Here is a 10,875-nt window from a genome sequence, read left to right as displayed (position 1 = left end):
GGAGGGCCCGAGGCCGGCGGACGGGGCAGAGGATTCGGGTGGCATCTCCCCGTTCTACACCCCTAGGCGGTCAGGCGCGCCTCGAGCCCGGCGCGCACCGCGGGCCACTCCTCGCGCACCACGCTGAAGTAGTCGACGTCGGCGATCGTGCCGTCCGCCGCCGGGCGGAAGCGGCGCAGAGTGCCCTCGAACGCCGCCCCCAGGCGGGCGATGGCGGCGTGCGAACGGGCGTTGCGGTGGTCGCAGCGCAGGGCCACCCGCTCCAGCGTCCATTCCTCGAACGCGTGCCCGAACAACAGCAGCTTGCAGCCGGGGTTCACGGAGGTGCCCCACACCCGACGGGCGTAGACCGTGTGCCCCACCTCCACTCGCAGCCCCGGCACCAGGTCGTAGAGGCTCGTGCGCCCCACCAGCTCCCCGCCCTGCTCGACGGCGAACGCGAAGGTGCCCTCCCGCTCGATCAGCTCGGCGAGGTGCGCGGACATGGCCGCGCCGTCCACCGGCAGGGGCGCGCTGTTCCCCGCCCACATGGCCGCGTCGACGAGCTCGCGCAGGGCGGGGCCGTCGTCGGGGACGAGGGGGCGCAGGGTGAGGTCCCCGCGGGTGAGGACGATCTCGTGCTTCATGCACCCATCCTGTCAGCGGCCTCGGGGGATCTCCCGGCACGACGAGACCGAGCGCCAGGGCCGGGGCGTCGCCCGGGCGCCCGGCCGGCTCAGAGCGTGGCGGACCGGCGGGCGGAGGCCCTCATGGCCGCGACCCGCTGCGCCACGGGGGCCTCCAGGGCGCCCGGCTGCAGGGCCGGGGCGAGGTCGGCGACCACCTCTCGGGCGACCCCCTCGAGGGCGGAGGCGTCCTGGGCGACCCAGGCGCGCAGCGTCAGGTGCTCCCGCATCCACGCCGTGAGCGTCTCCTCGGACTCCGGGGTAAGGGCGAAGCCTGCCCCCGCCGCACCCGGGCTGGTGCGCTCCACGTCCAGGGCGAGCTCGCCCGCCAGCAGGGCGGCGAACGCCTGGCGCAGCGGTGAGACGCCGGTACGACCGGACTGGAAGGCGGCGCGCACCTCGCGGCACTGCAGGCTCTCGTCGGCCACGTCGACGGCGAGGACATCACCGGCGGCGGGGGTGAGGCCCAGGGCGGCACGGGCTGACTCCTCGGCCACCACGGCCACGATGCCGGGCACTGCGGGGGCGGCGGTGAGGAACTCGGCGTACCGCATGCCCGGAGTGGCGGCGAGCACAGCGGCGGCCTCGGCGGTCGGGGACGGGGTGTCGACGGCGGTGATGGTCATGAATCCAGGGTGAATCGTGATTCACTGAGACGGGGAGCGGCGTCCACATGATGAGATTTGCAGCCACATGGTGAGACTCACGCCTGCCTCGACGTGCAGTACGCTGGCCCCATGCAGATGCGCGCGCAGCAGTGGTGGGCCGCCTGAGGGCGGCCCCGGTCATGCGCATCTGACACGACGAGCCGCTCGCCTGCCGGGCGGCTCGGTCATGAGCGGCTCCGGCGGGCCCCATCCCAGGAGTACCCCCGATGACCCACCGCAACCCCGAGGACAACGCCCTGAGAGGCGCCGCCGAGCCCCGCACCCTCGCCGAGGCCTGCGACCTCGTCACCACCCCGGACCTGGACGTCTCCGCGGACGGCATGTTCGGCCAGTACGGCGGCGCCCACCTGCCCCCGCAGCTGGCCGGCCCCATGGCTGAGGTCGCCCGCGCGTACGCCGAGGCGCGCCAGGATCCCGAGTTCTACGCCGAATACCGACGCCTGCTACGCGACGCCGTCGGGCGCCCCTCCCCCCTGACCCCGCTGGACCGCCTCTCCGACGAGCTCGGCGGCGCACGGATCGTGCTCAAGCGCGAGGACCTGAACCACACGGGCGCCCACAAGATCAATCACACGATCGGCGAGGCGCTGCTCGCCAAGCGCATGGGCAAGCGCAGCCTGATCGCGGAGACCGGCGCCGGCCAGCACGGCGTGGCCCTGGCGACGGCGGCCGCGATGGTCGGCCTCGACTGCGAGATCCACATGGGCGCGATCGACGTGGCCAAGCAGCACCCCAACGTGGTGCGCATGCGCCTGCTCGGCACGAAGGTGGTCTCGGTGGAGCGCGAGGGCCGCTCCCTGAAGGAGGCCGTGGACTCGGCGTTCGAGGTGTACGCGGCGGACCCGGAGAAGTACCTCTTCGCGATCGGCTCCGTGGTGGGACCGCACCCGTTCCCCACGATGATCCGCGACTTCCAGTCCGTGGTCGGCCGCGAGGCCCGCGCCCAATTCCAGGAGCGGTTCGGGGCGCTGCCGAGCGCCGTCGTCGCCGCGGTGGGCGGCGGCTCCAACGCGATGGGCGCGTTCACCGCGTTCCTCGACGACGCCGACGTCGCGCTCGTGGGCGTCGAGCCCGGCGGCCGCTCCGCGGCCAAGGGCGAGCACGCGATGACCATGACCCAGGGCCGCGACGGCATCCTCCACGGCATGGCCACCCTCGTCCTCGCCGACGACGACGGCACCCCGGATCCCGTGCACTCGATCGCCTCGGGCCTGGACTACCCGGGCGTCGGCCCACAGCACGCCCACTTCGCGCGCGTCGGCCGCGTCCGGTACGTGGCCGAGGACGACGCGGCCGTGCTCGACGCGTTCCAGCGGCTCACGCGGCTCGAGGGCGTCATCCCCGCGCTCGAGTCCGCGCACGCCGTGGCGCACGCGATCCGCCTCGCCCCGCAGATGGGCCGGGACGCGCGGATCCTGGTCAACCTCTCCGGCCGCGGAGACAAGGACGTGGACTACGTGGCCGAGAAGCTCGGGCTCACGGGCGAGGCGGACGAGGTCGTGCGGTGAGCTGAGGCGGCGGCCCGGCGTCGCCCCCGGTCAGCGCGTAGCCTGGCACGCGTGATGACCCTGATGTGGGGCGCGGTCGCCGCGTCCTCCCTGCTCGTGGGCGCCGTCCTGGCGACCCTGCGCCGCTGGCACATGGGCACGATCGGACTCGTGCTCGCCTTCGGCGCCGGCGCCCTGATCGCGTCCGTGTCCTTCGAGCTCGCGGAGGCGGGCGTGCAGGCGGCCGGGCCCGCCGCCGTCGGCATCGGGCTGACGCTCGGCGCGGCCGCCTACTTCCTCGGCGACCGTGCGGTGGAGCGCTCCGCCGCGAGGTCCGGCGGCTCGTCCTCGGGCGCGGCGCTGACCGTGGGCGCGCTGCTGGACGGCATCCCGGAGCAGCTCGTGCTGGGCATCGGGCTGGCCGCGGGACGTCCAGGATCGTGTACGGGTACCAGTCCAGCCACGGCCCGCGCAGCAGCGTGAACGCCAGCCAGGCGAGCGGGATGAGCGTGGACAACCACACCACCCGCCACGTGATCTGCCGCCGCGGCCCGAAGACCGCCCACAGCACCGGGGTGAGGATCGGCGTGACGATGTGCTGCAGGGTGTCGTTGAACCGCTCGACGGCGGTCATCGGGTCGGCGTCCCGCAGCAGCACGTTGAACACCACGCCCGTGATCACGATGCACACCACCCCCGTCACCCGCAGCACCCGGAACAGCGTGCCCGGCCGGTGCAGGCGCAGCGCCAGCAGCAGGGACGTCAGCCCCACCAGGAAGTTCGAGAGGAACGTGAAGTACGTGGGCTGGTTGAGCATGTGCTCCCAGCCGCCCTCGAGCACGCCCGCGTAGCCCGCGTCGGCCGGCAGGTCCGAGGACTTCCACGAGCCGATCCACAGTGAGAGCAGGTTGCCGCCCAGGGACAGGGCCGCGGCGACGGCGAAGGCAGGCCGCGCCGTCGTCGTCCAGCGGCCGGAGGGGGTGGGGAGGGTCATGCGCCCATCCTGCCGGAGCGCGACGCCGCCCCCGGTGCACTGGCCGAGCCGCTCGGGCCGGCGGGCGTGTCCCGGCCGGCGGTCCGGACCCTACGCTCGGCACCATGATCCGGACCCCCTGGACCCGCACCCCCGCCGGCGCGAGGCGCGCGCGCCGCCCCCGACAGTTCCGCCGCGTGACGACGACCGGGCCCGCCGCCGTGGACGTGGCCTGGGCCCGCTACGCCGACCTGCGCCTGTGGCCGCGGTGGGCTCCGCAGATCCGCGCCGTGGAGGCGCCACGGCGCCGGCTGCGGGCCGGGCTTCGCGGCGTGGTCCACGCGCCCCTGGGGCTGCGCGTCCCGTTCGTGGTCGAGGAGGTCGACGACGACGCCCGCACCTGGCGGTGGACGGTGCGGGTGGCCGGGACGGCGGTCTCCATGACGCACGACCTCACCGCCACCCCCCGCGGCACCCGGGCGGGGCTGACGGTCCACGGGCCCGCCGTCGTCGCCCTGGCCTACCGACTGCCGGCCCGCGTGGCGCTGCGGCGGCTGTGCCGGGCGCACCTCTGAGGGCGGACCGCCGGGCCGGGCCTGTGGCCAGGGGCCCCGCCCGCCTCACACCGCCGCGGCGTCGGTCCGCAGCTCGACGCGCGGCCAGTCGGCGAGGTCGGCGAGCATCTGCCGGTCGTGGGTCACCACGACGACGGCCTGCTCCGTGACCTGCAGGGCCTCGGTCATCTCGTCCACGAGCGCGGGGGAGAGGTGGTTCGTCGGCTCGTCCAGCAGCAGCACGTGGGGGCGCTCGATGAGCACCATCGCCAGGTGCAGACGGGCCTGCTGCCCCTGGGACAGGCGTCCGACCGGGGTGTCCGCGGCCTCGGCGGTGAGCAGCCCGAGCGAGGGCAGCGTGGGGGCCGGCAGGGGACGGCCCAGGTCGTCGACGCCGGCCTCGTCCGCGCCGACGCGGCGCACGTGCTCCTCGAACACGGCGGCGGCGGTGCGCTCCTCGTCCCACGCGGGGGTCTCCTGCGCCACGAGGCGCACGCGCACGTCGGCGCCCACGGTCACCAAGCCGCTCGTGGGCTCCAGGTCCCCGGCGAGCACGCGCAGCAGCGTGGACTTCCCGGCCCCGTTCGGGCCCGTCACCAGCACGCGGCCGCCCGGCACGAGGGCCGCGCCCATCGGCTGCTCGAGCCGCCCGGCCACGCGCACGGCGTCCGCGGTGAGCAGGACGTCGTCGCCCGCCGTGCCCGGCCCGCCCGCCGTGCCCGCCGCCGCGTCCGCGCCGTCCCGCGGGTCGCCGTCGGGCATGTCCGCGAACGGCCAGTCCAGGCGCAGGGGCGGCTCGGGCACGGTGATCCGGTGCGCCTCCAGCTCGTCGAAGCGCCGGTTGAACATCTGCACGATCCCCGCCGACCGGCTCGAGCGCTGGTGCTTGCCGGTGCCCTTCGGGGGCCGCCACGAGCCCTGCATCTGCTCCCGCGCGTCCTCCACGGCCAGCTCCAGCCGCTCGCGCTCGGCGTTCTGCTCGGCGTACTCCTGCTCCCAGGCGGCCCGGGCGCGGCGGCGCCCCTTCGCCCAGCCGGCGTACCCGCCGGAGTACCGCCGCGGCCGCCCGTCCTGGCTGGGATCCAGGTCCACGATGTCGGTGCACACGGCGCGCAGCAGGGCGCGGTCGTGGCTGACGACGGCGACCCCGCCCGGGTGCTCCACCAGCCGGCGGGTGAGGAAGTCCAGGGCGACGTCGTCCAGGTGGTTGGTCGGCTCGTCCAGCAGCAGCAGGTCCGGCCGGGAGCCGAGGGTGACGGCCAGGCGCACCCGGTGGCGCTGGCCGACCGAGAGCGATGTGAGGGGGCGCTCGCGGTCCGTGCACGCGTGCAGCCCCTCGAGGTCCATGTCCACGCGCCGGCCGGCGTCCCAGGCGTCGTAGAGGTGGGCCCGCTCCAGCGCGGTGGAGTACCGGTGTCCGGCGCCGGCGTCGTCGGGGGCCTCGGCCAGGGCGGCCGCGGCGGCGTCCAGGGCCTCGAGTGCGGCGTGCGGGCCCGTGAGGGCGTCGCGGACCAGGTCGCCCACCGTGCGGGAGCGCCCGTCGGCCCGCGCCCGCAGCGCCTGCGGGACGAACGCGAGCGTGCCCGCCCGCGTCACGCGGCCGACGTCGGGCGTGATCCGGCCCGTGAGCACGTGGAGCAGCGTGGTCTTGCCGCGCCCGTTCTCACCCACGATCCCGAGCCGCGAGCCGGCGTTGATCCGCACCGTGGCGTCCGTGAGCACGCGGTGCCCGCCGAGCGAGACGGTCAGGTGCTCGCCGCGCAGGTGGGCGGCGGGCCCGGCGGGCAGGGCGGGGGAGGGAGGGCCGGAGGTCATGTCCGCCAGTCTAGGGAGGGGGCGCGCTGCCGCGTCCGGGGTCGGGACTACGCTCGGGGCCATGTCCGCCGCCCCGCCGCCGCCCGCCTTCGGCACCGTCCTGCACCACCGCGCCCACGGGATGGCCCCGGGGGAGTCCATCTCCCCGCCGCTGGTCCACGCGAGCGCGTTCCACCTGCCCGGCGCGGACCCGGACGGCGCCCCCACCGCCCCCGGCGCGGACGTGCCTTTCCAGTACGCGCGCTGGGCCACGCCCACCTGGTCCGCGCTCGAGGCCGCCCTGGGCGCGCTGGAGGACGCCGACGTCGCCGTGGTCCCCTCCGGCATGGCCGCGATCGCCGCCGTCCTGCTGCCCCTGCTGCACCCGGGGGACCGCGCCCTCCTGCCCGCGGACGGCTACGGGCCCACCCGCGCCCTCGCCGCCGAGCACCTCACGCCCCGAGGCGTGCACGTGGACCTGGTCGCCACCCAGGGGCTCGCCCATGCGGACCTGAGCGGCTACGACCTGGTGCTCGTGGAGACCCCCTCCAACCCGGGGCTGCGCGTGGCGGACCTGGCGGACGTCGCCGCCCGCGCCCACGCGAACGGCCGCCGGGACGGCGCGGGGGCCCTCGTGGTGGTGGACAACACGCTGCTGACCCCCCTGGGGCAGCGCCCGCTGGAGCTGGGGGCGGACGTGGTCATGGCCTCGGACACGAAGGCCGTCAACGGGCACACGGACGCCCTCGGCGGGCACGTGGCCAGCCGGGACCCGCAGGTGATGGCGCGGGTGCGCGGCTGGCGGACCCTGGCCGGCGGGATCCTGGGCACCCACGAGGCCTGGCTCATCCACCGCGGTCTCGAGACCCTCGAGGTCCGCTTCGCCCGGATGTGCGCCTCGGCGCAGGCGGTCGCGGAGCTGGCCGCGGGCCACCCGGCGGTGCGCGCCGTGGTCTACCCGGGGCTGGCGGACCACCCGGACGCGGAGGTCGTGGCGCGTCAGATGACGGCGGCGGGCGGCCTCGTCGGGCTGCGGTTCGCGGACGCGGCGGCGGCCGAGCGGTTCATCGCCGCGGCGCAGTACGTGGTGCCGCAGACCAGCTTCGGCGGCACGCACACGGCGGCCGAGCGCCGCGCCCGCTGGGGCGACGACGTCCCGGACGGTTTCGTGCGTCTGTCCGTGGGCGTGGAGCCCACCGCCGAGCTGCTGGCCGACCTGGAACGCGCGATGACCGCCGCGGGCGGCGGGCCGACCGCCTGACCCGCGCCCTCCGCACTTTGTGGGCCGAATACGACTCTCCCGGGGGCTCTGGGGCCCGGGAGAGTCGTATTCGGCCCTGAAAGTGAGCGCCGCCGAGACCTCACCCTGACCCGCGTCCCGGCTACGCTCGCGGACGAGGCCGCCCACCCGCGCCTCGCCCGCCGCCCCGCCCCAGGAGACCCAGGAGACCCCCCATGCAGCTCGACCTGATCGTGGAGAACGCCCGCCTCCTCACCGGCGACCCCGCCCGCCCGTCGGCCTCGCGGCTGGGGGTGTGGCGGGGCGTCGTCGTCGGGGTGGACGAGGAGCTGGACGGCCTCGCAGCACGCGAACGCCTCGACGTGCGGGGGCGCACCGTCCTCGCCGGGTTCAACGACGCCCACGCGCACAGCGTCTGGTTCGGCCAGTCCCGGCTGGACGTGGACCTCGAGGGCGCGCGCACCGCGGAGGAGGTCCACCGCCGGGTCCGCGCCCGAGCCGCCGAGCTCGACCCCGGCGCCTGGGTGACGTGCACCGGCTTCGATCCCGGCCACCTCACCGGCCCCCAGCCGGACCGGGACAGCCTCGACGCCGCCGCCTCCGGGCGCCCCGTGCTCATCCGCCACAACACGGGCCACGCCGTCACGGTGTCCGGGGCGGTGCTGGTCCTGGCCGGCGTGGGGGAGCAGGTGCTGCAGCAGCCCGAGGGCGGGCGGATCCTCACGGACGCCGCCGGCCGGCCCACCGGCCTGTTGGAGGAGACCGCCATGAGCCTGGTGACCCGGCTGCTGCAGCCGGAGTCCCACGAGCACATCGGCGCGTGCCTGGCGCGGGCGTCGCAGGAGTACGCGGCCGAGGGCATCACCTCGGTGACCGATGCGGGGGTGGCCGGCGGGTGGATCGGGCACAGCCCGCTCGAGTTCGGCGCGTACCAGCGCGCCCGGGACGCGGGGCTGCTGCGCACCCGCTTCCAGACGATGGTCACCCTGGACGCGCTGCACCCGGTGGACGGCCATCCCGACGACGGCACGCACCTGACCCTCGACGCCGGCGTGCGCACGGGCGTGGGCGACGAGTGGCTGCAGATCGGGCCGGCGAAGGTGTTCACGGACGGGTCGATGCTCGGACAGACCGCCGCGATGACCGAGGACTACTGCGGCCACGGCCACGGCCGCGGCTACCTGCAGCAGGACGCGGGGGAGATGCGCCGGGCGTGCCTCGGTGCGGCGGCCGCCGGCTGGGCGCTGGCCCTGCACGCGATCGGCGACGCCGCCCTCGACTTCGCGCTCGACGTGATCGCCGAGGCGCGGGGCCGGTTCGGGCGGCCCGTGATGCCGCACCGCGTGGAGCACGGCGGGGTGGTCCGCGACGATCAGGTGGCCCGCATGGCCGAGCTGGAGGTCGTGATGGCCACCCAGCCGAACTTCATCAGCGCGTTCGGCGGGTCGGTGCGGGAGCGGATCGGGCCGGAGCGGGCCGCGCTGTCGTACCCGGCCGGCCGGCTGCTGCGTGCGGGCCTGGTGCTGCCCGGCAGCTCGGACCGCCCCGTGGCCGGCGGCCGCCCGCTGGAGGTCATCCAGGACTTCGTGCTGCGCCGCACCGAGACCGGCGAGCAGTACGGCCCGGACGCGGAGCGGCTCACGGTGGCCGAGGCCCTGCACGCCTATACGGTCGGCTCCGCGGAGGCGACCGGCTGGGGCGGCCGCAAGGGACGGCTCGTCGCAGGCCAGCTCGCGGACTTCACGGTGCTCAGCGAGGACCCGCGCGCGGTGCCGAGCGACCAGATCGCGGCGATCGACGTCGTCGCCACCGCCGTGGGAGGGGAGTTCGTGCACGGCGGGCTGTGACGCCCGGCCCCGGCCCCGGCCCCGGCGCCCCGCGACGAGCCCTGCGATATGGCCCCTGAACCACGCGTTTGAGGGCCATATCGCAGGGCTCGTCCCGGAAGGGGGGTGGGGCATGTCCGGTGACCCGGCGGTCAGCCGTGGCTCTGCTGGGGGGCTGCTCCCTACGCTCGGAGGACGGCGCGCAGACCGCGCGTCGCCCCGAGACCATGAGGAGCACCCCGTGGCGCACGAAGACGCGAACACCACCACCACCGACCAGCTCACCCTGCAGGACCCCACGAAGCGCTACCCCGTGATCAGCCCGCCGGAGGAGACGCTGCCCGGCACCGGCCTGGACGCGGAGATGACGCCGAAGGCCGACCTGGGTGAGAAGTCCTACCGCGGCACCGGCCGTCTCGAGGGCCGCAAGGCGCTCATCACCGGCGGTGACTCCGGCATCGGCGCGGCCACCGCGATCGCGTTCGCGCGCGAGGGCGCCGACGTCGTCATCAGCTACCTGCCCGAGGAGGAGAAGGACGCCCAGCACGTCCTCGAGGTCCTGCAGGCGGAGGGGCGCACCGCCGCTGGGATCCCCGGCGACCTGCGCGACAAGACGTTCTGCGCCGACCTCGTGGCCCAGGCGGTCGAGAAGCTCGGCGGGCTGGACGTGCTGGTGAACAACGGCGGCAAGCAGGTGGCGCAGGACTCGATCGAGGACATCGACGACGAGCAGCTCGAGGCCACCTTCGACATCAACATCCTGGCCCAGTTCCGCCTGGTCAAGGCCGCCCTGCCGCACCTGAAGCCGGGCTCCACGATCATCAACACCACCTCCGTGGTCGCCTACATGGCCCCGGAGCAGCTGGTGGACTACTCCGCCACGAAGGCCGCCATCAACACCTTCACGAAGGCCCTGGGCCAGCAGCTGGCCCCGAAGGGCATCCGCGTGAACGCCGTGGCGCCCGGTCCGATCTGGACCCCGCTGCAGCCCTCCGGCGGCCAGAAGTCGGAGGACCTGCCGGAGTTCGGCCAGTCCACCCCGCTGGGCCGCGCCGGCCAGCCCACCGAGCTCGCCCCGGCCTACGTGTTCCTGGCCTCGCCGGAGTCCTCCTATGTGGTGGGCGCGACCATCCCGGTGACCGGCGGCATGCCGACCCCGTGACCGGAGCCGGGCGTTCCTGTCCCTGGGCGGTCACACCACCAGGGACAGGAACGCGCCGAGCGCGAAGCCGACCACGGTGAGCAGCCCGGCCCTCTCCCCGCCCTTCTCGCGGGCCTCGGGGATCATCGTGTCGATCAGCATGACCAGCAGGGCGCCGGCCGCGAAGCCCTGGATGCCGCCGGTCAGGGCGGGGGAGGCGACGTCGGCGATCAGCCCGCCGCCCCACGTCGCCAGAGCGCAGACCACCGCCACGAGCGACCACTGGACCAGCAGGTGGCGCCGCGTCTTGCCGCCGTCGAGGGAGTCGGCCGTGGCGGCGATGGACTCAGGCAGGTTGGACATGAAGATCGCCACGAGCAGCGCGAGGGAGACGCCTTCGCCCGCGGCCAGCCCGATGCCCAGCACGAGCTGCTCCGGGATGCCGTCCAGCAGCGCGCCCACGGTCAGCGCCGCGCCCGAGGACGAGCCGCCGGACCTCGCGGCGGAGCGCTCCACCGCACGGTCGC

At 75.5% G+C, this 10,875-nt stretch carries 10 protein-coding genes and 1 pseudogene; 6 read left to right on the top strand and 5 right to left on the bottom strand.

The features are described from left to right. Positions 1–62: 62 nt before the first annotated feature. Positions 63–626 (bottom strand): GNAT family N-acetyltransferase, encoded by a 564-nt coding sequence (locus J1M38_RS04605; RefSeq protein WP_206481874.1) that lies wholly within the window; start codon positions 624–626, stop codon positions 63–65. A gap of 89 nt (positions 627–715) precedes the next feature. After that, the gene (locus tag J1M38_RS04600; protein ID WP_206481876.1) at positions 716–1,291 is read right to left on the bottom strand and encodes a hypothetical protein; all 576 of its coding nucleotides are present in this window, start codon (positions 1,289–1,291) and stop codon (positions 716–718) included. 248 nt (positions 1,292–1,539) lie between these two features. Between J1M38_RS04600 and trpB the strand changes: the two genes are divergently transcribed. Next, entirely contained in the window at positions 1,540–2,841 is a 1,302-nt protein-coding gene (trpB, locus tag J1M38_RS04595) for a tryptophan synthase subunit beta (RefSeq protein WP_206481878.1), read from the top strand. Between the two features lie 51 nt (positions 2,842–2,892). Continuing rightward, on the top strand, positions 2,893–3,303 hold the full coding sequence (locus J1M38_RS04590; protein WP_241246478.1) for a hypothetical protein: 411 nt from the start codon (positions 2,893–2,895) through the stop codon (positions 3,301–3,303). Positions 3,304–3,307: 4 nt separating this feature from the next. Here the strand turns inward: J1M38_RS04590 and J1M38_RS11970 are convergent. Beyond that, positions 3,308–3,637 (bottom strand): annotated as a pseudogene (locus tag J1M38_RS11970) (Pr6Pr family membrane protein); the annotation flags it as partial. A gap of 281 nt (positions 3,638–3,918) precedes the next feature. Here J1M38_RS11970 and J1M38_RS04580 point away from each other — a divergent pair. After that, positions 3,919–4,368 (top strand): SRPBCC family protein, encoded by a 450-nt coding sequence (locus J1M38_RS04580; RefSeq protein ID WP_020627043.1) that lies wholly within the window; start codon positions 3,919–3,921, stop codon positions 4,366–4,368. 45 nt (positions 4,369–4,413) lie between these two features. On the opposite strand, the gene J1M38_RS04575 is transcribed toward J1M38_RS04580, so the two are convergent. After that, positions 4,414–6,162: an ABC-F family ATP-binding cassette domain-containing protein gene (locus tag J1M38_RS04575; RefSeq protein WP_036315586.1), complete on the bottom strand. Its 1,749-nt coding sequence runs from the start codon at positions 6,160–6,162 to the stop codon at positions 4,414–4,416. A gap of 61 nt (positions 6,163–6,223) precedes the next feature. On the opposite strand from J1M38_RS04575, the gene J1M38_RS04570 reads away from it, so the two are divergent. The 3 genes from J1M38_RS04570 to J1M38_RS04560 all read left to right on the top strand — a co-directional run bounded on the left by J1M38_RS04570 (position 6,224) and on the right by J1M38_RS04560 (position 10,369). Continuing rightward, complete coding sequence (locus tag J1M38_RS04570) at positions 6,224–7,402, top strand: cystathionine gamma-lyase (protein ID WP_095353522.1); 1,179 nt, start codon at positions 6,224–6,226, stop codon at positions 7,400–7,402. 194 nt (positions 7,403–7,596) lie between these two features. Next, the gene (locus tag J1M38_RS04565; RefSeq protein WP_206481885.1) at positions 7,597–9,228 is read left to right on the top strand and encodes an amidohydrolase; all 1,632 of its coding nucleotides are present in this window, start codon (positions 7,597–7,599) and stop codon (positions 9,226–9,228) included. Between the two features lie 220 nt (positions 9,229–9,448). Beyond that, positions 9,449–10,369, top strand: a complete 921-nt coding sequence (locus J1M38_RS04560; RefSeq protein WP_342356204.1) for an SDR family oxidoreductase — start codon at positions 9,449–9,451, stop codon at positions 10,367–10,369. Positions 10,370–10,399: 30 nt separating this feature from the next. On the opposite strand, the gene J1M38_RS04555 is transcribed toward J1M38_RS04560, so the two are convergent. Further along, positions 10,400–10,875: ZIP family metal transporter (locus tag J1M38_RS04555; RefSeq protein ID WP_206501184.1), on the bottom strand; the 476-nt coding region annotated here is incomplete at its 5' end.

Source organism: Micrococcus sp. KRD070 (genome assembly GCF_017168435.1).
Classification (GTDB): Bacteria; Actinomycetota; Actinomycetes; order Actinomycetales; family Micrococcaceae; genus Micrococcus; species Micrococcus luteus.
Note: the sequence above shows the minus strand (reverse complement) of the source record. Positions and strands in the feature narration are given on the sequence as shown.

Excerpts from the sequence above, each read along its gene's own strand:
- J1M38_RS04565 (WP_206481885.1), top strand. The coding sequence starts at position 7,597 with ATGCAGCTCGACCTGATCGTGGAGAACGCCCGCCTCCTCACCGGCGAC.
- J1M38_RS04605 (WP_206481874.1), bottom strand. The coding sequence starts at position 626 with ATGAAGCACGAGATCGTCCTCACCCGCGGGGACCTCACCCTGCGCCCC.
- J1M38_RS04580 (WP_020627043.1), top strand. The coding sequence starts at position 3,919 with ATGATCCGGACCCCCTGGACCCGCACCCCCGCCGGCGCGAGGCGCGCG.
- trpB (WP_206481878.1), top strand. The coding sequence starts at position 1,540 with ATGACCCACCGCAACCCCGAGGACAACGCCCTGAGAGGCGCCGCCGAG.
- J1M38_RS04575 (WP_036315586.1), bottom strand. The coding sequence starts at position 6,162 with ATGACCTCCGGCCCTCCCTCCCCCGCCCTGCCCGCCGGGCCCGCCGCC.
- J1M38_RS04570 (WP_095353522.1), top strand. The coding sequence starts at position 6,224 with ATGTCCGCCGCCCCGCCGCCGCCCGCCTTCGGCACCGTCCTGCACCAC.
- J1M38_RS04600 (WP_206481876.1), bottom strand. The coding sequence starts at position 1,291 with ATGACCATCACCGCCGTCGACACCCCGTCCCCGACCGCCGAGGCCGCC.